The 22,451-nt window shown below is 36.9% G+C and carries 24 protein-coding genes and 1 other RNA gene; 3 read left to right on the plus strand and 22 right to left on the minus strand.

Going from position 1 to position 22,451, the window contains the following annotated elements; translation table 11 throughout:
* Positions 1-264: 264 nt before the first annotated feature.
* The 5 genes from LACPOB_RS0109165 to ccpA form a co-directional block, all read right to left on the minus strand.
* Positions 265-570 carry a prepilin-type N-terminal cleavage/methylation domain-containing protein gene (locus tag LACPOB_RS0109165; RefSeq protein ID WP_017868547.1) on the minus strand — a complete coding sequence of 102 codons (306 nt, stop codon included), beginning with the start codon at positions 568-570 and terminating at the stop codon, positions 265-267.
* Complete coding sequence (comGB, locus tag LACPOB_RS0109170; protein WP_146983670.1) at positions 567-1,667, minus strand: competence type IV pilus assembly protein ComGB; 1,101 nt, start codon at positions 1,665-1,667, stop codon at positions 567-569. Before comGB ends, LACPOB_RS0109165 begins: the two co-directional genes overlap by 4 nt.
* Positions 1,585-2,565, minus strand: a complete 981-nt coding sequence (gene comGA, locus LACPOB_RS0109175) for a competence type IV pilus ATPase ComGA (RefSeq protein WP_017868549.1) — start codon at positions 2,563-2,565, stop codon at positions 1,585-1,587. The genes comGB and comGA overlap by 83 nt, the downstream gene beginning before the upstream one ends.
* Before the next feature lie 177 nt (positions 2,566-2,742).
* A complete protein-coding gene (locus LACPOB_RS0109180; protein ID WP_017868550.1) occupies positions 2,743-3,462 on the minus strand; it encodes a YebC/PmpR family DNA-binding transcriptional regulator in 720 nt (239 codons plus the stop codon).
* Positions 3,463-3,622: 160 nt separating this feature from the next.
* On the minus strand, positions 3,623-4,633 hold the full coding sequence (gene ccpA, locus LACPOB_RS0109185) for a catabolite control protein A (RefSeq protein WP_017868551.1): 1,011 nt from the start codon (positions 4,631-4,633) through the stop codon (positions 3,623-3,625).
* Between the two features lie 212 nt (positions 4,634-4,845).
* Here ccpA and LACPOB_RS0109190 point away from each other — a divergent pair, with 212 nt between their 5' ends.
* Positions 4,846-5,949: a M24 family metallopeptidase gene (locus LACPOB_RS0109190; protein ID WP_017868552.1), complete on the plus strand. Its 1,104-nt coding sequence runs from the start codon at positions 4,846-4,848 to the stop codon at positions 5,947-5,949.
* Between the two features lie 171 nt (positions 5,950-6,120).
* On the opposite strand, the gene LACPOB_RS0109200 is transcribed toward LACPOB_RS0109190, so the two are convergent.
* Positions 6,121-6,516, minus strand: coding sequence for a hypothetical protein (locus LACPOB_RS0109200; protein ID WP_017868554.1), 396 nt, complete (start codon positions 6,514-6,516; stop codon positions 6,121-6,123).
* A 2-nt stretch (positions 6,517-6,518) separates the two neighbouring features.
* Positions 6,519-6,953: a DUF948 domain-containing protein gene (locus tag LACPOB_RS0109205; RefSeq protein WP_017868555.1), complete on the minus strand. Its 435-nt coding sequence runs from the start codon at positions 6,951-6,953 to the stop codon at positions 6,519-6,521.
* A 424-nt stretch (positions 6,954-7,377) separates the two neighbouring features.
* On the opposite strand from LACPOB_RS0109205, the gene LACPOB_RS0109210 reads away from it, so the two are divergent.
* Entirely contained in the window at positions 7,378-8,274 is an 897-nt protein-coding gene (locus LACPOB_RS0109210; RefSeq protein WP_017868556.1) for a mechanosensitive ion channel family protein, read from the plus strand.
* Positions 8,275-8,389: 115 nt separating this feature from the next.
* Here LACPOB_RS0109210 and LACPOB_RS0109215 read toward each other — a convergent pair whose 3' ends face one another.
* The 11 genes from LACPOB_RS0109215 to trhA all read right to left on the minus strand — a co-directional run bounded on the left by LACPOB_RS0109215 (position 8,390) and on the right by trhA (position 18,244).
* Positions 8,390-9,526 (minus strand): N-acetyldiaminopimelate deacetylase, encoded by a 1,137-nt coding sequence (locus tag LACPOB_RS0109215; protein ID WP_017868557.1) that lies wholly within the window; start codon positions 9,524-9,526, stop codon positions 8,390-8,392.
* A gap of 105 nt (positions 9,527-9,631) precedes the next feature.
* Positions 9,632-10,339: a 2,3,4,5-tetrahydropyridine-2,6-dicarboxylate N-acetyltransferase gene (gene dapD / locus LACPOB_RS0109220; RefSeq protein WP_017868558.1), complete on the minus strand. Its 708-nt coding sequence runs from the start codon at positions 10,337-10,339 to the stop codon at positions 9,632-9,634.
* A gap of 62 nt (positions 10,340-10,401) precedes the next feature.
* Positions 10,402-10,881, minus strand: a complete 480-nt coding sequence (gene cbpB, locus LACPOB_RS0109225; RefSeq protein ID WP_017868559.1) for a cyclic-di-AMP-binding protein CbpB — start codon at positions 10,879-10,881, stop codon at positions 10,402-10,404.
* 156 nt (positions 10,882-11,037) lie between these two features.
* Positions 11,038-12,387: a glucose-6-phosphate isomerase gene (locus LACPOB_RS0109230; RefSeq protein WP_017868560.1), complete on the minus strand. Its 1,350-nt coding sequence runs from the start codon at positions 12,385-12,387 to the stop codon at positions 11,038-11,040.
* 123 nt (positions 12,388-12,510) lie between these two features.
* Positions 12,511-14,718 carry an LTA synthase family protein gene (locus LACPOB_RS0109235; RefSeq protein ID WP_017868561.1) on the minus strand — a complete coding sequence of 736 codons (2,208 nt, stop codon included), beginning with the start codon at positions 14,716-14,718 and terminating at the stop codon, positions 12,511-12,513.
* 319 nt (positions 14,719-15,037) lie between these two features.
* Positions 15,038-15,407: a transfer-messenger RNA gene (ssrA, locus tag LACPOB_RS12520) on the minus strand.
* Between the two features lie 64 nt (positions 15,408-15,471).
* Positions 15,472-15,651, minus strand: coding sequence for a hypothetical protein (locus LACPOB_RS0109240; RefSeq protein WP_017868562.1), 180 nt, complete (start codon positions 15,649-15,651; stop codon positions 15,472-15,474).
* Complete coding sequence (locus LACPOB_RS0109245) at positions 15,648-16,343, minus strand: NAD(P)H-dependent oxidoreductase (RefSeq protein ID WP_017868563.1); 696 nt, start codon at positions 16,341-16,343, stop codon at positions 15,648-15,650. The genes LACPOB_RS0109240 and LACPOB_RS0109245 overlap by 4 nt, the downstream gene beginning before the upstream one ends.
* A gap of 18 nt (positions 16,344-16,361) precedes the next feature.
* Entirely contained in the window at positions 16,362-17,051 is a 690-nt protein-coding gene (locus LACPOB_RS0109250; protein ID WP_026142816.1) for a ribonuclease H family protein, read from the minus strand.
* Positions 17,052-17,176: 125 nt separating this feature from the next.
* Positions 17,177-17,518: an ArsR/SmtB family transcription factor gene (locus LACPOB_RS0109255; protein ID WP_017868565.1), complete on the minus strand. Its 342-nt coding sequence runs from the start codon at positions 17,516-17,518 to the stop codon at positions 17,177-17,179.
* A gap of 96 nt (positions 17,519-17,614) precedes the next feature.
* Positions 17,615-18,244 (minus strand): PAQR family membrane homeostasis protein TrhA, encoded by a 630-nt coding sequence (gene trhA, locus LACPOB_RS0109260; protein ID WP_017868566.1) that lies wholly within the window; start codon positions 18,242-18,244, stop codon positions 17,615-17,617.
* Between the two features lie 140 nt (positions 18,245-18,384).
* Here trhA and LACPOB_RS0109265 point away from each other — a divergent pair, with 140 nt between their 5' ends.
* Positions 18,385-18,894, plus strand: coding sequence for a DUF1836 domain-containing protein (locus LACPOB_RS0109265; protein WP_017868567.1), 510 nt, complete (start codon positions 18,385-18,387; stop codon positions 18,892-18,894).
* 266 nt (positions 18,895-19,160) lie between these two features.
* Here the strand turns inward: LACPOB_RS0109265 and fba are convergent, their stop codons facing one another.
* The 4 genes from fba to pstB (LACPOB_RS0109285) all read right to left on the minus strand — a co-directional run bounded on the left by fba (position 19,161) and on the right by pstB (LACPOB_RS0109285) (position 22,403).
* Positions 19,161-20,024 (minus strand): class II fructose-1,6-bisphosphate aldolase, encoded by an 864-nt coding sequence (gene fba, locus LACPOB_RS0109270; protein ID WP_017868568.1) that lies wholly within the window; start codon positions 20,022-20,024, stop codon positions 19,161-19,163.
* A 158-nt stretch (positions 20,025-20,182) separates the two neighbouring features.
* On the minus strand, positions 20,183-20,848 hold the full coding sequence (gene phoU / locus LACPOB_RS0109275; protein ID WP_017868569.1) for a phosphate signaling complex protein PhoU: 666 nt from the start codon (positions 20,846-20,848) through the stop codon (positions 20,183-20,185).
* Positions 20,849-20,862: 14 nt separating this feature from the next.
* Complete coding sequence (gene pstB, locus LACPOB_RS0109280; RefSeq protein WP_017868570.1) at positions 20,863-21,618, minus strand: phosphate ABC transporter ATP-binding protein PstB; 756 nt, start codon at positions 21,616-21,618, stop codon at positions 20,863-20,865.
* 14 nt (positions 21,619-21,632) lie between these two features.
* The gene (gene pstB, locus LACPOB_RS0109285) at positions 21,633-22,403 is read right to left on the minus strand and encodes a phosphate ABC transporter ATP-binding protein PstB (RefSeq protein ID WP_220095348.1); all 771 of its coding nucleotides are present in this window, start codon (positions 22,401-22,403) and stop codon (positions 21,633-21,635) included.
* Between the last annotated feature and the right edge of the window lie 48 nt (positions 22,404-22,451).

Raw genomic sequence — 22,451 nt, forward strand, 5'->3', positions numbered from 1 at the left:
CCAAAAGCACCAAAATTCTGAGATCATTTTGCAGTTCATACTGGACGTGGGTTCAAAAACTCGGAAAAATAGTTAAAATTTGTAAAGTGCTGTATGCTTAAATTATTCCAATTTTGCCTAAAATTTTGCCAAAATTGTTTTTCAGACATTTTATCTTTACTATAATCACTCGGTACAAATTGAAATAAACAAAACAGCGAGATCAAAAATAATGTCACTATCGCTTCAATTAATGTAAAAGCTGATGTGACTTTCTGCTGATGACTAATCATTGCCTTTACCTATCTTCAAGCCCTCTTTTTGAATCTGTTTGATCTGAGCATTATTTAAATACCCGTCCTTTTTTAATTCGCTAAGCGTGATCGAACTTGAATCTTTTAAATTATGTTCATCCCTATATAATTCAACTTGTGAGTTCAATTCAGTTTGCAAAGCACGATCATTGATACTGACGGCTCTGCCTCTTTGTTTACCTACATTGGGTACCACGATCAAAATCAACAAACTGATTATAAAGAGCACAATTGCCATTTCTACTAGAGTAAATCCGCCTTTTTTTCTCTTTTTCATTTATATATTCCTCCAATACTTGAATAAATCGGAAGTAAAATTGCTAAATAAGTCCCAATTATTACTGCAGCTATTATCAAAAATAAGATAGGCTGGATCCAGGTCAATATATGCTCAGATTCTCGTAATAGGTTATGATATGAACTTTTAGAAAAAAACGCTAACTCTTCGCTCATCTCAACTTGGCTATCTCCACTATTCAAAAATAATAGTAGTTCATGGGGGATAAACGAATACCGCCGAATAAACATGTTTAGTTCTTGCCCTTCGTTCAAAAAACACTCCAGTTCGTAACCTAGTTGATAATATAATGAACTTTCTTCAAATTCTTGCAAATAACTACAGATCTCTTGAATATCCAGTCCACATCGAAATAATAAAGACAATTCGAACGAAGTTAAATAAGCACTATACAAACGATATATTTTTCCGAAGATCGGTAATTGTGCGTACCAAACATGACGCGTTAAACTTCCTTGTTTTAGCCACCAAGAAAAAACTCTTAATAAATAAACCACCAAAACCACTATGACTATCATTCCCAACAGTTTAAAAAACTGCCCTGGATCGAACGTCATTTTTTGAGACGAGACTGGATCAACAGACGTAGAAAAAGCTTTAAGTTGTGGCATTAACCAAATTTTGATAGAAATACACATACCGGTCAATAAAAACAACAAAATAAAAGGATAGAGCAACAATCCGCGTAATTTTTGAACTTGTTCACTAGCACCATATAAAAAATTACCTAGTTCTTGAATACTCAAATCTAAGTTACCATGTTGCTCTGAGATTTTTATTTGAAAGTAGACAGTTTGAGAGACCCAAGGTCTAATTGTTTGGCTAAAAGTTTTCCCACTATTCAAACCTTGTTGTATTTTTTGGATTTTCTTGGTATTTTTTTGACCTAATATACTAATATTGTTCAAACTTTTCTGTAAGGAAAAACCCGCTTGCAACATACTAGACAAGAAAGCGAAAAATTTTGCTTGTTCCTTTAAGCTCAGCTTTCTATTAGCCACATGAATATTTTTCTTGCGTTTGTACAGTAATTTTTCTTTCCTTAACACACTGAACCAATTTCTTGTTCCATTCATCTGTCATTTCACCTCGCTTTTTTTGCCTTATTTCATTCCAAGACAAACCATCTAAAGGTAAAATATCAAACAAAACTTTTGGACCTTGACTCGTAGTTTCGATCAATCGTTGGTATGAAACCAGTTGAACGGTTTGCTCTAAGTCATATTGTGAAACTCCCAAATTTAGCAAACGTAAAAAAACACCATAGACATTTTGCGCATGAACCGTACTTAAAACTAAATGTCCACTTAAAGCTGCTTTTATTGCAATTGCTGCAGTTTGCTCGTTCCTGATCTCTCCGATCAAAAAAACATCAGGATGTAGTCTTAAAGCTGCTACCAATAATTTTTCATATGACATATCAGCTTTATCGTTAACTTGCAGCTGTAAAAATCGTGGTTCATAAATTTCGACAGGGTCTTCGATCGTCATCACTAACTTATCTGTTAACTGCTGGGCAAATGTGTACATAGACGTTGTTTTACCAGACCCCATGGGGCCAGAAAATAAAACCAACCCCCTTTTTTTACATGCAGCTGATATTTGCTGAAATTGTTTTTGAAAAAAATAACCATCAGATGCAGAAATATTATGATAAATCAACCTGATCACTAAAGATTCTTGATCTAAAAAAGTGCCAACTGAAGAAAAACGGCAAAAAATTTTAGTATTTTGATAGGAGTAGCTCCAAGATCCTAATTGTGGTCGACGACGTTCACTAATACTCATATCGGACTTAAATTTTAAAAAATTAATGATCTGTCGTGCTTGATCAGTAGTTACTTTTTTATATAGTTTGAATTTAGTTGCCTGATAAAAACTGATCACATAGTCTTTTTGTCGTGGTAGCAAATATATATCGCTAACATGACGCCTAATTGCTTCTTCAAATAGTTCTATTATTGATTGATTCATTTCTAACCTCCTCATAAATATATACGCAAAAAAATTTGTTTTACGTCTATTAAAATATATTTATGCAAATGTCTTAAGGAAAATAAAAATAAACAAAGAAAAAGCCATGATTTTACAAAATGCAAAATCATGGCTTAATAGAACTACGTGTAAACTACGTAACAATTCTTATTTTAATTAAAATTCAGCAGATGTGTAGACTTCAGAAACGTCTTCTTCATCTTCCAAATGATCGATCAAACGCTGAACTTTTTCCATCTTTTCATCAGGAACTTCAACTCTTGTCTTTGGAACCATTGTAAGTTCAGCTGTATCCAATTCGTATTTTTGTTGTAATGCATCGCGAACTTCAGGGAACGCCTTTGGATCAGTATAAATTTCGAAAACGTCATCATCTGTTTGCAAATCATCTGCACCAGCATCGATCACATCTTCAAACATTTGATCTTCATCAGCGTCCAGATCTTCACGTGCAATAGCAATATAACCCTTACGATCAAACATAAAGCTAACTGAACCAGATTCACCCAAACTTCCACCATTATGGCTAAAGTCAGCACGAACTGCAGAAGCAGTACGATTACGATTATCAGTTAATGTGTGTACTAAAAAAGCAACACCAGCTGGTCCATAGCCTTCATACGTTATTTCTTCATAGTTAGCACCATCAGCGCCACTTGCCTTGTCGATCGCACGCTTAACGTTATCTTTAGGCATGTTAGCACTACGAGCTTTATCCATCATTAGGCGCAATTGTGGGTTTGAGTCTGGGTCAGGACCGCCACTCTTTGCAGCCATATAAAGTTCTCGTGATATTTTTTGGAAAATTTTCCCACGCTTTGCATCTTGGGCGTTTTTACGGCCCTGGATGTTATGCCATTTTGAATGTCCTGACATTTCATATACCTCTTTCCGAAATTTGATTTCTTTGTGACAATAGCCATAGTAAATATTACCAAATCATTAGTGGTAACGCAAACCTTTTTGCATAAAACATAAAGACGTTCGCCCCCATGAAACAGCTTGCTATTTCAATTCAGGTCAAACGCCCCTAAGCTTATTTACTTGAACCACGCTTGATAAAGCCGTATGGCAGTTCAATTGTTTTTTGAGTAGATTCTTCTTTATTCATCATTTTAGTTAAGAAACGCATCGAAACAGCACCAATATCATAAAGTGGCTGAGTAATGGAAGAAAGCTGTGGACGTACGATTTCAGTTAATTTCGAATTATTACTTGTGATCACTTCAAATTCTTCTGGAATCTTAGCTCCAGCGTCACGGGCGCCGTTCAAGACACCGGCGGCTAATTCATCATCCGCCACAAAAGCTGCTGTTGCATGGGCTGATGCAAGTGCTGGCCATAAAACCTCACCTGAACGATAACGGTAGTCAGTTTCAAAAACTAAGTTTGGATCATAATCGATACCATTTTTAGCAAGTACATTCTTATAACCCTTCAAGCGGTATTCGCCGTTGATCGGGTCAGATAATGGGCCAGAAATAAAAGCAATCCGTTTATTGCCATGGTTGATCAAATTAGTGACCGCACTTTCAACTGCTTCAACGTAGTTAATATGAACACTTTCTACTTCATCTTTTTGATCGACTGACCCAGCCAAAACAATCGGCGTTTTAGCACGTTTAAATTGTGCACGTAATTCATCTGTCAAATTATGACCCATGAAAATAATGCCATCAACTTGTTTAGCCAGTAAAGTGTTCAAAACTTGGATCTCTTTTTGATGATTACCATCAGAGTTGGCTAAAATAATATTATATTTGTACATCGTAGCAACATCATCGATACCACGTGCAAGGGATGAAAAATAAACATTAGTTACATCGGGGATAATAACTCCGACTGTCGTAGTTTTCTTACTTGCCAACCCCTGAGCAACCGCATTTGGACGATAATCCAAACGGTCGATCACTTCTAAAACCTTTTTCCGTGTAGCTGGTTTAACATTTGGATTGCCATTCACTACACGAGAAACTGTTGCCATTGAAACGCCTGCTTCTTTAGCAACAGTAGAAATAGTAACTGTCTTCTCTTCTCTTGAATCCATAAAATATTACCCTTTCTTACTCTTTATTTCTTTGAATTTTCATTTAACTTTCAATTAACAGTATTTAATTTAGCAGACTTTCACCTATAATGCAAGCGTTTCAAGAAAAAAACGTTAAATGTTTTCATTGTTTTTTCAATAAATTTTTTCACAAAGTAAAAAAACGTTTGTGTTATAATAACACTGTTAATTTTAATTAAAGGAGCGATTTTATGTCTCATATTACTTCCGTTCAAAAATGGTTAGCAGACAATAATTATGATATTGCCTACATTAGCGATTTTATGGACATCCAGTATTTTACCGGATTTTCAAGTGACCCGGTCGAACGCGTCCTTGCACTTTTCATTTTTCCAGACAAGGATCCCTTCATTTTTGCGCCAGCTTTAGAAGTTGAAGCGGTTAAAGAAACAGGCTGGAAATACCCGGTCTTTGGTTATTTGGACCATGAAGATGCTTTCGCGAAGATCCGCGATCACATTGTTGATATTGCAGGTACTCCGCAAAAATGGGCAATTGAAAAAAACAATTTAACTGTCGAAAAATTTGCTTCTTTAAAGAAACAATTTCCAAATGCTGAATTTACCGGGAATGTGACTCCTTTTGTAGAACAGCTAAAACTTTTTAAAACACCAGAAGAGATCAAAGATTTGGAAATTGCTGGTCAATGGGCAGATAAAGCATTTGAAATCGGCTTTAATGCCTTATCTAAAGGCCAAACGGAACAAGATATCGTGGCTGAAATTGAATATCAATTGAAGTTACAAGGAATCATGCACATGAGTTTTGATACATTGATCCAGAGCGGTGCTAATGCTGCTGAAGCTCATGGAGCTCCACGCAAAACTAATATTCAACCAAACCAACTTTGTTTATTTGATTTAGGTGTTATTTATAACGGCTATATCTCAGATGCTACCAGAACAGTTGCCTTTGGTGAAGTTAGTCAACATGCCGAAGATGTTTATCAAGTATGTTTAGAGGCTCAACTGACAGCTCAAGCAGCTGCAAAACCGGGTATTACGGCAGCACAGCTTGATAAGATCGCACGCGATATCATTGAAAAGGCTGGTTATGGTGAATACTTCAACCATCGTCTTGGACATGGTATGGGACAAAGTGAACACGAATTCCCATCGATCATGGCCGGTAATGACCTTGAGTTACAACCTGGCATGTGCTTCTCTATTGAACCAGGTATTTATATTCCTGGTGATGTCGGTGTACGTATTGAAGACTGTGTACACATCACTGAAAATGGCGCTGAACCATTCACACATACTTCTAAAAAATTGCAAGTATTACCAATTAAATAGGACCTTTTAATGGTGCTAGGACATAACTAGCGATTCTAAAAGGGCCGTTGATCTATCCCCCATTTTTGGGGTTAGATCAGCGGCCCTTAAACGTGCTTCAAAACATCTCATTTTCTTGAACAAAAAGAGGCCCTCCTACTTAGGGAGCCTCTTTTACTATCAGATAAACCACTAATTATTGTGTGGATAAAATTTTTCTGTGGGACGGAAACCTTCCTGCTCAGCATTTTGCTTAACTTTGCTAAAAGCAGAACGGTGGTCGATCACAATATCATCTTGCATGACTTCAGATTCATCATCAAAATTTTGCCGAGCTGAATTTAAATGGCCCTTTAGTTTGGACGTTGAATCTTTTAAAGAAGACAAAGCTGCTTGTACATTTGTACCCGCAAAATCAACTGCCTTTGCTTCAATATCTGCTGCTTTATCACGACCAGTTGCAAACTTATCATCTAATTTCACGGCCAATTGATCTTGTTTTGAAGCAGTCAACTGATGCCAGTATATGTAAGCACAAGCCAACGCAGACATCCCAACGCCAAATCCAATCAGAAAATTTTTTTTCATAATTAGATTTCCTCCTTAGAAGTTTTACCCTTTCTGTTTTTTACTTTATCAAAAATTTTCTTACCAAAAGTAGCTATAGAAGAAAACTTAGAAACATTACCTATCGTACGTGTTGAAGTTGCTACTTTTCTAACTGCGCCTTGACCTGCTGTGTTCAAATCAGAAACACTTTCACTCAGATCAGCTATAGCAGTAAATAATGGATCGATCGTTTTAACCTTGCCATTAACATCTTCAACTAAATCATTAGTCTTATCCAAAAGATCATTGACTTGATCTAACATCGAATCCGCATCCTTAGTCAAAGTTTCGACCGTCTGATTGACTTCATTTAGTGTTTGCACTAAACGAATCAATACACGGCAAAGATAGATCACCAAAATCAAAAAAGCAATTGCTGCGATAAATCCCGCAATTTGTCCAAAAGTTATACTCATACTCATTTCCTCCTAAAATAAAAATAAGTCATCAAATAATCAGTTTTTGCCAAACAAACTACACCAAACACTCAGCCTGTCAAAACTAAAATCAATTTCAGACTATTTTTTAAATGATTCTTATTGTTTAAAGAATATCATTACAGCAATAAAACTTCAAACAAAATCTTTTGCTCAGGCCCAGCAAAAGTCAATTTAAACTCGCTAATTACTATTTTATATTCACTACTTGCTAAAGACATCATTTATAAAATGGTGTTGTTTTCAAACTCTTTTTCTAGTTAAAGACAGTTTCAAATATATCCGAAAAGCGTTAAGAAATAGCGAAAAGTGATCTCATTAAACATCTTAATTTCAAATTAATGTAATCACCTTAATTTTTTTGATATCATAAAAGTATAAGTTATAAAAGGAAGTGAATTAATTGTACTTTGCTCAAAGAAATTTTTTATTAGCGGCAAAGGGGACAAAATTTTTTAAACTTAACGTTTTTGAACGTTATATTGAAAATTTTGATTGGGACAAAGCAATCAGTTCGATCCTGCAAACGTTAGGGTCTTTAATTTTAGTTTCATTACTTTTCCTAATTTTAAATTTTGTTGGTAAAAAATTGATCAGACGCGGTTTTGAATCCCATAAAAAACCTGATAATAGCCACTTTGCAGAAAACCGGAAGGCCACGATCTTTACTTTATCGCAGAATATTTTCCATTATGCTGTATTATTCTTTTATATTTATGCGATACTTTCTATTCTTGGTGTTCCTGTAGGTACACTGATCACCGGAGCTGGAATAATGAGTGTCGCCCTCGGACTTGGTGCACAGGGCTTTGTTACTGATATTGTTACAGGTTTTTTCATTTTGCTCGAAGAACAATTTTCAGTTGGTGAGTACGTAAAACTCGGCGAAGTTTCAGGGACCATCCATTCTATTGGGCTTAGAACTACACAGATCTTAGGAGATGACGGCACCTTACATTTTATCCCTAATCGTAGTATTACGATCGTCAGCAACTTTTCCAGGAATGATATGCGTGCGCTGATAGACATCCGGATCGACCCGAATAAAGATATCAAACAAATGGAAAAAATCATTGAGCAGATCAATGATAAATTGACCCCGCAATATGATGAAATAACTATTCCTCCGCAGATCCTTGGAACAGTTGATCCTGGAAACGGCACGTTGGTTTTACGAGTAACTATTTACACTAAAAATGGTGCACAAGGGACGATCCAGCGTGATTTCTTATCTGCTTACCTTGAAGCACTAAGTGATGCTGGTTTCGAGATCCCGGCACCAACCTTAAATTTAGAATAATAAAAAAGAAGCTGGAACATAACTAGCCGTGTGATTCGAAAAGGGTCGTCGATCTACCCCAATAATGGGTTAAATCGACGGCCTTAATGTATTCCAAACGTTTTTTGTCTCACCCTTAATTGGCTAATTGTGCAGCACGCCGATCTAAAAAACCGCTAAAACCACGTACACCAGCTCCAATGGCTGCAGTATCAGGTGCCATTTGGTCAGAATGTAGGGAATAAGGAGAATCGACTCCTAACCAACACATTGTGCCAGGTATCTTAGATAGCCAAAAGCCAAAATCTTCGCCAGTCATTGCAGGTGCTGTCTCGATGTATGGCAACGAGCTTGATTTAAAATACTTTATTATTTCGGCTGTTGTATTTTCATTATTTTCCACTGGGAAATATCCACCCTGATGGAGATCAATATCCACTTGACAGGCAAATGACTGAGCGATGCCTTCAGCAATCCGGCGAACTTCTTGTTGGATCGCAACGTTAACCTCTTGAGTCAATGCGCGAATAGTCCCATCCACCTGGCACTGCCCAGCAATGACATTCCCAGTTGTTCCAGCTTCTAGGTGACCGATCGTTACAACTCCAGCCTTGACTGGATCGATCCGACGGCTAACAATTGTTTGGAGCTGTGAAACAAACTCTGCCCCACATACGACCATATCATTAGCTTGGTGTGGAAAAGCCGCATGCCCGCTTTTACCGCTAAATTTAATATGTATCTCACACGTCCCAGCAAACAGAGTACCTTGTCGACAACCGATTGCTCCGGCTGACAAGTCAGGATTATCATGCAAAGCATAGATCTCATCAGGTAACCAACTTCCTAAAACACCACTTTCGTAAAGTTGCTTGCCGCCACTTGCATTTTCCTCAGCTGGCTGAAAAATAAAAGTGAGTGAAACAGCTGGCTTTTTTGCGGCAAACTTTGCTAAAATCCCTAAAGCAACCGTCATATGTAAATCGTGACCACAGGCGTGCATTTTGCCAGGATGTTTAGAAGCAAAAGAAAGTCCTGTTTTTTCCGTCACAGGCAAAGCATCAATATCTGTCCGATAGCCAATAGTATGACTAGTATCTTGGCCAACAACATGGACTAAGATCGCTGTTTTCCACGTTCTAACTTCCAAAAAATCTTGAGGCATTTGTGAAATAATCGATAATAATTTTTGTTGAGTTTCATATTCTTCCATGCCAATTTCTGGAATTTGATGTAAATCCTGATAAATTTGGAGTAAGTTCAAATTTTGCATCTTGACCATCCTTTTTATTATAAATAATTATCATTAATACTAACAAAAATTCACAAAAATAGCCGAATTTTAAGCTTTAAAATTCGACTATTAACTATTATTATTTTAGAGCTGTCTTAGGTCATCGACCAACTCAACTTTGGACCCATTGACATCAGCTACATCTTTAACTTTCTTTGCTGGTGTCCCTGTAACGACACTTCCTGCAGCCACATCCTTAGTAACCACTGATCCAGCACCAACTACAGCACCTTTGCCTACAGTCACACCCTCAAGTACAACTACATTGGCACCGATCAAAACATTATCTTCGATAGTTACTGGTTTAGCTGAGGCCGGCTCAACTACCCCTGCCAAAACAGTTCCTGCACCAATATGACAATTTTGTCCAACTAATGCTCGTCCGCCTAAAACAGCACCCATATCGATCATAGTATCAGCACCGATCTCTGCACCAATATTAATTATTGCACCCATCATGATAACAGCATTATCACCGATCCGGACTTGATCACGAATGATCGCACCTGGTTCAATACGTGCATTGTATTTTTTAGGGTCAGCTAGTGGAACTCCAGTGTTTCTACCCACTGTTTCAACGTGATTTTGAGTAATTTTTGCAGTTGATTTAATAAATGCTGCAACATCTTCCCAATCTCCAAAAATGACACCAGATTCGTCTCCTAAATATGCATCAATTTGTTCCGGAACTTTTAGCCCCTGCAAATCACCTTTTATAAAAACTTTCACTGGTGTCTTTTTTTCAGAATTCGCAATTGTTGCAATAATTTCTTGCGCGTCTAATTTAGCCATTCTCATTCCTCCAACTGTAAAAATACTTTTTCATACTTGAAATTAAAAAGATCTTGCCATATTTACTTAGTTTTTTCAACTATCGGGGTGATCTCATATTCATTACCGATCTCATGAGCCATATGATTAACACTCTTTAATAATTCACGCCGTGTAATAATTCCCATAAATATACCATTTTCATCGACAACAACAACAAAGTTTTCGTCAACTAGTATATGCAAGGTATCTTCTAGTTTAAAGGGAGCTTGGATGGTAAAAACGTCTTTTTCCATCACATCAGCCACCGTCAAATTAGAGAGTTTACTAGGGTCGATCCCATTTAAACCAAGCATTGTTTCAGTGATCATTGAAAGTGACAACAGCCCCTTAAAATGCTGCTTGCTGTCTAAAACGGGGATTTTAGCGTATCGAACTTTAGTCAAAACTAGAAATGCATGTTCTAAATTATTATTTTCTAGCACATTAGCAACTAACTCTGCGGGTATCATAAGTTTATCTTTACGCTGCTCCATTAGTTGTTCAACAGCTTTCGCTATCATTCAAATTACCTCCTTGAATTACGACCGCTATATATATTCTATTAAACTCAGCTCAAATTACAACAAATAACCAACTAACTTGAGTAAAACTTCAAAAAAGATCATAAAAAAAGCTCCAATTTGCTATTTCGCAAAATTGGAGCTAGACTTAACTGTTTATTTCAAACGGTCATTTAATTTCTTTGTTAATTCTTCATAGCCAGGACGACCTAATAAAGCAAACATATTCTGCTTGTACGCTTCGACACCAGGCTGATTAAACGGATTGATACCATTCAAATAACCAGAAACAGCAACTGCAGCTTCAAAGAAGTAAATCATATAACCCAAGGTATATTCTGTTTGATCAGGAATATCAACGATCATGTTTGGCACGTTACCATCAGTATGGGCTAATACCACACCTTGCATAGCCTTGCCGTTCACATAATTCATTGTTTTACCGCTAAGATATTCCAAACCATCCAGATTTTCTTCATCTGCCGGAATCTTAGTGTCTGTTTGTGGTTGATCGACTCTGATAACTGTTTCCATCAAATTACGCCGACCTTCTTGGATATATTGTCCAAGGGAATGCAAATCAGTTGAAAAGTTGGCTGAAGAAGGATAGATACCCTTTTCGTCTTTGCCTTCAGATTCACCCATTAACTGTTTCCACCATTCTGAGAAATACTGCAATGATGGCTCATAGTTTTCAAGGATCTCAGTTGTGTAGCCTTTACGGTATAAAATATTACGCAAAGCCGCATACTGATATGCTTCATTTTTAGTTAAATCAGCATCGGAATACTCCTTACGAGCATCAGCTGCACCTTGCATTAATTTATCAATATCTGCACCAGATGCTGCAATTGGTAATAGGCCAACTGGTGTTAGAACAGAAAAACGTCCACCAACATCATCAGGAATGACAAATGATTCGTAACCGGCTGCATCAGCTTCTGTCTTCAAAGCACCACGTTCACGATCTGTAGTAGCATAGATTCGTTCTGTTGCACCCTGCACACCGTATTTCTTGATCAATTTTTCCTTAAAGACGCGGAACGCAATTGAAGGTTCAGTGGTTGTTCCCGACTTGGAAATTACATTGACAGAAAAGTCTCGGTCACCGATCAGAGCAACTAATTGTTTTAAATAAGAGCCTGAGATAGAATTACCAGCGAAAAAGATCTGTGGAGCATTTCTAGTTTCAACAGGAAGTAAATTAAAGAACGAGTCGTGTAAAAATTCGATTGCTGCACGTGCACCTAAATACGAGCCACCGATCCCGATCACAACTAAAACCTCTGAATCAGATTGAATCTTTTGAGCGGCTTTTTTGATACGTTCAAATTCATCTTTATCAAAATCCTGAGGTAGGTCTAGGAAACCTCTAAAATCATTACCCGCACCTGTTCCATCACGTAATTCTTTGTCAGCAGCAGACACTAAAGCCTGCATTTCCCCCAATTCATTTTCATGAACAAATTTTTCTAAATTAGAGCTGTCAAATGAAATATGAGCCATTTTGAAATCTCCTTACTTTTGATATTGTTTACTTTTTCATTATACATCACTTACACATATTTTAAAGTAAAAAACCGATAAACCGTGATTTTTCCTTGCAAGCACTTAAATTAAATTACCTCATCATTCAGAAGACTTAATTTTGCTAACAGCTGAAGAACTATTACTTGAATTCTTGTTTTCTTGAGCTGACTTCTCACGATTTTTTTGAATCCTTTTCTTAGCACTCGAAACATTAGCATCATTGTCATCCGTCTTTTCTAATTCTGGCGCATCAGAATCATAATCGTTAATAGTAGTTTTATCATCGTTTTTCGACCACAGACTATTGGAACGATCACGCATTTTCTTTTCAGTTTGGATCAATTTGTCAAAATCGTTCTGATAATCGTATTGCTTTGGGTCAACTGGTTTAAAGCCATTTGGTACATAAAAACGCAACAAATTTTTATTATTAAGTGAATCAGATAAACCTAATTGACGTGTAACTCGTGCTGACTCTTCTTTTACTTTCTTTTTTTCATCTGCAGAAGGATGTGTTACAACAGCCCCCGTACCATTTTCATAAATAGTATTTCCGACCACAGTATGTTTTGGCGTAACAAAATTGTCGTTCCTAAAAGCAACCGTTTGATCATGTTCAGGCGAAAATAGATCTGTTCCAAATTGTACATACTTGCTGGTATCTATACCTGCTAGATGTAAAAGTGTCGGTAAGACATCGATCTCACCACCAAATTGCTTTTGAACCCCACCATCGTGTTTACCAGGAACATGGATCATAAATGGTACACGCTGTAATTGTGCATTATCATAATCGCTCCAGGTTGAAGAAGATTTGCCTAATAATTGAGCCAACTTAACATTGCGAGTATCAGAGATCCCGTAATGATCACCATACAAAACGATCATAGAATTATCATATAAGCCTGATTTTTTCAAATAATCAAAGAATTCTTTAACCGCTTGATCCAAATAATGTGCAGTGACGAAATAATTATTGATTGAATTATCTGACGTATCAGCAGCTGGGAAATCTGTATTTTCTTTATCTAAATTATACGGAAAATGGTTAGAAACCGTAATAAATTTAGCATAAAATGGCTGTTGCATTCGTTCTAAATACTTAACTGAATCATGAAATAACAACTTATCCTTTAAGCCATATTCGCTCAAATTGTTAGAATCCTGGTTAAAGTAGCTAGCATCAAAGAAGTTTTGGTAACCCATATTCGGATAAACACTGTTGCGATTCCAAAATGAACCATTATTTCCATGGAACACTGCTGAAGAATAACCACCCTCTTGATTTAAAATAGATGGAGCTGCTTGGAAAGTATTATCTGTACCCAAAGCAGAAAAAAGCGATCCTTGAGGCAGACCGTATGTACTAGTTTCTAACATATTTTCTGCATCTGAAGTTTTTCCCTGACCAACCTGGTGAAAAAAGTTTTCAAAGCTATACATATCTTTGCTGTTATATAAATCATTTAAGAACGGTGTTACTTCTTTTCCGTCTAATTTATAATTGATCAAAAATTGTTGAAAACTTTCTAAATGGATCACGATAATATTCTTATTTTTAGCTGCACCAAACATTTTCGGATCTGGTTTAGCATGATGTTTTGAAGTATACTGCAGGATTTTATTGAGGTCAGCCCCATCAGCTCGGCTTCTAGCTTGGTTATTCTTGGCAGTTTTTAAACCATCATAGACTGTAAAAGTATCGATACCCAAATATTTGACCAAATAATTACGGTCAAAAGTTCGCGTCAATAATTGCGGCCGGTCGATCTCACCTAACACAATATTAAACATCAGTGAAAAAATGGCAAATGAAGTAACCGCAACGGCAGATCTTTTTTTGAGTGGTCGCTTGTCAAGTTTGATAAACTTAGTCAGCAATCCTATCAAAACCAAAATCACATCGCCCACAATAATAATGTCTTGCGGTTTGACAAGTGCAAATGAACTTCCGCTCAAGCCCTGTGAAACAGCCGAATAGCCAAAAATAACGTTCATTGTCATAAAATCAGTAAATTCACGATAATAGATAACGCTAAAAAGAAGTAAAGCAGTATTGGCAATATATATCAACATCATCGTGATATATGCGGGCAAAGTTCGCTTGATATATAAACCGATACTAAATAATAAAAGTGTAGTAGCAAAAGGATTGATCAACATAACTAAGTATTGATAAACACCTTTGACCCCTAAATGAAAGTCAATCAAATAAACCAGGATAGTTTTGATCCAAAACAATGCGATCAGTAAACACAAAAAACCGATCCTCGTATTGATAAACTCACGAATTCTTTTTAAATTCAAATCAGATCGAAATCCTTTCAAAATCTCAAGATATATACCCTAATAGTCTATACTATTTTTCAACTTACCGTCAATTTTACCTACTGAAATTAGCAAAGATTTAAGGCTTAAAAAAAAGAGGCTGGGACAAAACAATATTCCAGTCTCTTCTTTTGCTAAAAATAATCAAATTGTCGCTTGTAATTTTTATAGCATAAACGCGTTTCAAAAGTCTGAATCCTCAATGTAATGCCATTTACGCCATTACATACCGGCTTCAAAACGACTTTTATCTCGCTCTCTAAAAAAAAGAAGCTTCGAATTTTTCGAAACTTCTCTGAAGTGGAGATGGCGGGGGTCGAACCCGCGTCCAAGCATATCGCCGCTTAAACATCTACGTTCATATTCATGCTATTTAAATCTCGCTCTTAGTCACGCCGCATGTCAGGGCAAAGCACTAACAGCCAACCTGATCATCTCTTTCTTACATTACAGGTGGAAACATAAGACGTAGCCTACTTATTATAGGACCCGGAGATCGGTACATAGGCGATACCGGCCGGATCTACGTTAAAGCTGACTAGGCAGCTAAAGCGTAAGAGTTATTGTTATTTTTTGCAGTTATATTTTAACTGAGCGTTTTATGGTAGTCGCAACCTACCAAACGCAATTTAAGCTCGACCTATACCTGTCGAATCCAAAACATCCCCATAACTTACATACTAAGTATAGCATAGCATTGTCAGCAGGTAAAATTTAAAGTCTGGCTAAATTTTACCATTTACCTGGATTCCAGATCCGCCCGTCTAATTCTCCTTCTGTCTGTGACAAACGCTGGTCTTGCTTTAGCACTAATTGTTTCACTTGCTGCAAAAAAGCTCGTTCTTCATATTGAGTAAAAGAAGCAAGTAACTCATCACAACGTGAAAGTATCCATTCACTATCACTACTCATACGTCACCTTCCTCAACACTTTTGATCATTGAAATTTCATCTTTGATCTCATCCAAACGCTCGCTACGATCACTAATTTGCTGACTGATCAGATTTAACAATTGACGCTCGTTATCATTTTTAGTAGAAGCTAATCGTCCCAAACGTTCCATAAACCATTTTTCTTGATCACTAAAAGAGTAATCTTTCGGTAATTCTAAGTACTTCAAATAGTCGATCAATAGCTTTTGATGTTCTTTGTCCGTTTGATATTCAAATTGCGAAATCAAAAAATATGGCATCATTTGCATATCCAAATTATCGGCTAAAGCTACAAATGGACGCAATAGTTCACTAAGTGAATATTTTTGCTTTTTACCTAAAGCAAATTCTCGTTCAGGACGCCCAGTTGACACTACTAACCCTAATTCTTTATTATGCAATTTTTCTTTATAAGGCGTGATCAAACAATCAGCAAACCACTGATGCAATACAGCAGGAGCGCTATACCAATATAAGGGGAACTGAAAAATTATTCTCTCAGCGGCCAAAACATCTTTCATCTCTGATCGTGGAACAAAACCTGGGGTTATATCATTAGACAAAACACGCCGTTTTATATTATCTTCTGTTCCTGCTACTGCCTGTTTTAAAAAAGCCTGTGTCCCAGAATCAGCCTCTTTCGGATGTGCAACTAAAATCAATGTTTTCACGACCTCGATCCTCCTCTTTTACATTTTATCCATCGTATCATTTAATAACTGATCAACCAATATATTGCCTGCATTTTTAGCATGTCCTTTAGTCCACTGAAACTCTAAGTGTGTGAAATATGGCAATAATTTACTGATTTCTTGCCATAGTTCTTTATTAGCAACTGGTGTTTGACTAGCAGTTTTCCAACCTCTTTTTTTCCAACCAGTGATCCAATGTTTGGTAATGGCATCCAGCACATACTTAGAATCTAATGTCGCAACTATTTGTTCATTTTGCCAGCCCTGACGTCCGATAAACTTCAATGCTTTTAGTAAAGCCATAATTTCCATTTTGTTATTGGTACTGCCATACTCTCCATTTGTAGCTGTATATTTTTTGCCATCTTTAACCGCACAAAAAGCCCACGCGGCACGATCATCTTGTTTAACATGTTGCCCTTTTTTATTTCCATGATTACGCGAACCACCATCAGTCCATAATTTGATTACGTGTGGATTTATTTTAGTAACTTCTTTTTTAGGAACCTGTGTTTTCTTTGATGACGTTTTACCACCATCTTGCAACCACCGCAGTGCTTCTGCCTGTGTTTTAAAGCTCTTGTATTTTGCCCCCGCATAACCACTGACCTGACGTTGACATTCTGGCCAACTCGTAAATATTCCGATTTTTTTACCTTTGGCGACCGCATAAAACTTAGTAGAGATAACCTTCAACTCCAATCATATGTGAACTTGATCAATTAATTCTAAACTATCTAGAAATGAAAATAAAGAAAAAACCGTTCAATTAACTGTTTAATACAGAAATGAACGGCTTTAAATAATTGTAGTCACTTACTGTCCCCCACTTCGATCCGCAAGTCATGGATCACATCTTCTAACTGAGTTAACGGTTCAGAAAGGGTCAAGTAATATAAGCTTTGTAAACCATTTTTACGAAAGGCAACCAGACCTGCTTCGCGTAAAATTTTCAAATGATGAGAAACTGCCGGTTGCGTAATTGACATTTCTTCTGTTATATCTGTCACGGTTAAACCTTCAGATAAATGGTTGCACAACAAAACAATGATTTTTTGCCTATTACGATCTGCAAGTGCATTAACGACTTCAAAATCATCAATAAAATTTTCAATAGCTCTGCTTTGTGATGCTGTTAATTGAGCTGTTGGCATTAACTTTACACTCCTTTCATGGACAAACTGTAACTTCGTATATAGAATATCATGAATGAGCATTTTAAGCAAACGTTTACATTGCCGCTACGTAACCTAAATATAGAAATAAATCGACAAAAACATTAAAAATGTGCCTAACATTACTGTCAGATGCCAAAAAACATGGGTGTATTTTAACCCTTTAATACTATAAAGTAAGGCACCAAAAGTAAAAGCCAAACCACCACAAAATAATAAGGTCACTCCAATGCCTCCTAGACCAACTAAAAGTTGCTTAGCGCCTAGAACACATGTCCAACCCATTAATACATAAACCAATGTTTCAATATTTTGTTTGCGTTTTTTTGACAAAATATGATAAGTTGTCCCAAATATAGAAGATAACCAAATAACAGTCAGCATACTCAAACCAAATTTACCGCCGATCACTAATAGGCAATACGGAGTATATGTACCTGCGATCAGCAGATAGATCCCACAATGATCAAATATTTGGAAGACTCGATTAGCCTTCGTAAAATAGAAACAGTGAAACAAAGTTGAAAATAAGTACAAACTTATTAAGGTAACACCATAAACCACGTAGGCAAAAAGAGCTAGATGATTTCCAGAAGTTACTCCTTTAATAATTAAAGATACCATGGCAAATCCACTTAATAAAATACCGACTCCATGTGTAATTGCACTCCAAACTTCGTTAATAATTTGGCTCTTCTTATCCATAGCTTTCAGCTCCCTTTATACTTAATAGTATAGCATAAGTGTATTTGTTTTCAACTGTATCTAGACTTTAAATCTAGATAATAAATGTTAAAATAAAGTTATGATAATTTAGAAGACTATCTAAAACTGAGGTGCTAAAAATGGAATCGACTAAAAAACTAGAATTACCGTACTGGCAAGAATTCCCCGACATCGATCTGTACATGGACCAACTTGTTAGTCTAGGAAATCGCTATTTATCTGAGATATCAACTAACGTGATCACCGCATCAATGGTCAATAGTTACGTTAAAAAAGGCCTGATCTCACGTCCAGTCAAAAAGAAATACCAACGCAGACATTTGGCAGAGCTGATCATAGTTTCACTGTTTAAATCCGTGTATTCTTTGGAAATAGTCAAACAAATTATTCTACAAATATTTGAAACGAGAGATACACAAGCTGCTTATGACCATTTCGCGAGCTTATTTAATTATGACTTGCGTTTGATCGATGGACAAAGCATCCCTGACGTTAAAGAAGTAGCACAGACTGAACCAGTTTTGAATAAAGTCGAAGAATATACGATCCGTGCCTCGATTTATCAAATGCTGGGGCAAAAGGAAATCGCTAAACATACTTCTCTATCCACCAAAGACTCAAAAAAATGATAGTGAGACAAAAGATGATTTGAAACCGATTTGTAACGATGATTGCGTTATTTTGGGCCGTAGCGAAGCGAAGAACCAGGATAACGCAATCGTTTTTACAGTAAGGCTTCAATCTTTTGGAACACGTTTAAGAGCCATCGATTTAACCCATTTAATGGGATAGATCGATGGCTCTTTTACAACCGCACAGCTAGTTTTGTCCCAGCCCCAAATAATATAGACAAAAAAACACCTTCTAAAAATAGAAAGTGTTTTTTCTTACTTTATTATTTAATTGATGGTGTACCCATCCAGCCGATCATTTCTTCAACTGTATCAGTAATTGCATCTGTACCAGGTGCAAGAAGTTTACGTGGGTCAAAGCCCTTACCTTCTTGGTCTTTACCTGCTTGGATGTATTTACGTGTTGCCGCAGCAAATGCCAATTGACATTCAGTGTTGATGTTAAGTTTAGCAACACCCATGCTAATAGCTTTCTTAACTTGATCTTGAGGGATACCGGAACCACCATGCAATACCAATGGTGTTTTGATAACGTCAGCTAATTCTTGCAAACGATCAAAGTTCAAGCCTTTCCAGTTTTCTGGATATTGACCATGAATATTACCGATACCACAAGCAAGGTAATCAACGCCTAAATCAGCAATTTTCTTTGCTTCTTCAACGTCAGCCAATTCGCCTTCACCGATAATTCCATCTTCTTCGCCACCGATCGAACCAACTTCAGCTTCAACCGAAATGTTCTTAGAATGTGCTAATTCAACAATTTCCTTAGTTTTAGCATAGTTTTCATCAAATGGTAAGTCATGTCCATCAAACATAACTGAAGTATAACCAGCAGCAATAGCTTCTTTAGCAGCTTCGTAGTTACCATGATCCAAGTGCATAATAACAGGAACTGTGATGCCCATTACACGCATTTCTTGTTCAACTAAATTTCTAACCAATTCGTAGTCGCCCATGTATTTAGCAGCGCCCATTGATGATTGGATCAAAACTGGCACATTTTTCTCCTGAGCACCTTTTAAAATAGCACGCGTCCATTCAAGGTTGTTAGTGTTGAAAGCACCTACAGCATAATGTCCCTTACGAGCGTCTGCAAAGATTTTATTACCATTAACGAATGACATAAAATAGCCTCCTATAAAGTTTACCTTTAAAATTACTCATCTTGAGTACAAAATAATTTTACCACATTTTTAGTAAAAAGCGAACTCCTTTTGTACTTTTTTTCACGTTATTTACATAACTTTATGGAAACTATCCAATTCTTTGCAATTTCACAAGGTCAATAGTCGTTTCTTCCCAATTCAGTAATACGTCCACGCTCTGTATACACGATCCACTCTGCAATGTTTGTCACATAGTCTCCGATTCGCTCAAAATGATTCCCTAATTTCATATAATCCATCGCTTCGATCGCAAATCTGGGGTCGTCATTGATCCTTTTAATAATAATTTTATTGACTTGCTGCAAATATTCATCAGTCTGGTGATCTTTTTCAGAAATTTCCACCGCAGATTCGTTGTCCAAATCAGAATAAGCTTGAATAATACTGTCCAACATTTGCTGGTCGTTTTTTGCCATCTTTAACAATAGATCATTTAACTCAGGATCACTTGGACCTTCTTTTTCCCGAGTGGCTTTCCTTGCAATATGGACCGCATGATCCGCCAATCTCTCTAAATCAGAACTAGCCTTTAAAATCGCCACTATTTTACGTAGATCTCCTGCCACCGGCTGTTGTAAGGCAATTATTTGAGCCGATTTACCTTCCAAATGTACCTCTTGTTCATTAATGTTTTCATCACCATCGATCACAGTTTGTCCTAACTGTGCGTCACTGTTTTGCCAAGCATCGACCGCATCACCCAATGCAGTTGAAACATTAAGACCCATGGTCACAAAACTAAGTTTTAGTTTTTTGATTTGCTGATCAAGTAGTCTACTCATAAATTTCGCTCCTTTTATCCAAATCTACCACTTAAATAATCATCAGTTTCTTTTTGTTGTGGCTCAACAAAAATATCTTTCGTACGGCCGGTCTCAATTAACTGCCCAGTTAAGAAAAACGAAGTCGTATCTGAGATCCGCGAAGCCTGTTGCAAGTTATGTGTAACCATCACACATGCATACTTTTCCCTTAAAGTTAACAACATTTCTTCAATTAGATTACTTGAAACCGGGTCAAGTGCACTCGTGGGTTCATCTAATAATATCACAGATGGCTTCACTGCTAAAACCCGTGCAATACAAATCCGCTGTTGCTGTCCACCAGACAAGGATAACGCACTTTTACTTAAATCATCTTTTACTTCATCCCAGACTGCAGCTTGTTTCAAACTTGTTTCCACTCGTTCATCGATGAATTCTTTATCTTTTTTTCCACTTAACTTAAGCCCATATGAAACATTATCGTAAATTGAAAAAGGAAAGGGATTAGGCTGTTGAAAAACCATACCAACTTGCCGTCTAAGTTCAACTGTGTCTGTTTTAGGACTATAAATATTGGAACCGCCAATTTCAATATTACCAGTGATCTTAACATCCGGGATCAAATCATTCATTCTGTTTAGACAACGTAAATATGTGGATTTACCACAACCAGAAGGCCCGATCAAAGCATGGATCCCATTATCGGGGAAACCAAGATCAATACCCTTCAATGCTTCATTTTCACCATAGTACAAGTGAACATTTCGTGTAGAAATATAATCGCCCACTTTATGACCCCCTCTTAACCAAAATTACCAGACACATAGTCCTCAGTTGCTTTCTTTTGTGGAAACGTAAAAATATTCTTAGTTTTATCATATTCAATAACATGACCCAGATGAAAGAAAGCCGTATAATCACTGACCCGGGAAGCCTGTTGCATGTTATGAGTCACGATAATGATCGTATAATGTTTTTTTAGTTCCATCATCGTTTCTTCAATTTTTAAAGTTGAGATCGGGTCAAGGGCACTTGCTGGTTCATCCATCAATAAAATATCCGGCTGCATAGCGATTGCACGCGCAATACAAAGCCGTTGTTGTTGTCCACCTGATAAGGCTACAGCACTCGAGTTTAAGTGATCTTTAACTTCGTCCCATAAAGCTGCACTTTTTAGACTAGTTTCAACTATTTCTGCCAGCTTATGCTTGTCTTTAACACCATTTTCTTTCACCGCAAAGGTAATATTTTCCCAAATCGATTTTGAAAATGGATTCGGTCTTTGGAAAACCATCCCAATATGTTTTCTCATCTCGTAAACATTAATTTTTGATGAATTGATGTCTAAGCCGCGATACCAAACATTTCCTGACACCCGCGCGATACCATCATTCATTCGGTTCAATGAACGTAAAAACGTCGATTTTCCCGATCCTGAAGCGCCGATCAAAGCAGTGATCTTATATCTTTCAAATTGCAACGAACCATCGTAAAACGCATGGTTATCGCCATAATAAACTTGCAAGTCATTAGTGGTTAAAGCCATCTCACGTTCTTGTGGATCAAACTGCATGATCGCAGTATCATTTAAATCATATTTTCCTACATCCAAGTATACCCC

The organism is Ligilactobacillus pobuzihii E100301 = KCTC 13174 (assembly GCF_000349725.1).
Taxonomy (GTDB): Bacteria; Bacillota; Bacilli; order Lactobacillales; family Lactobacillaceae; genus Ligilactobacillus; species Ligilactobacillus pobuzihii.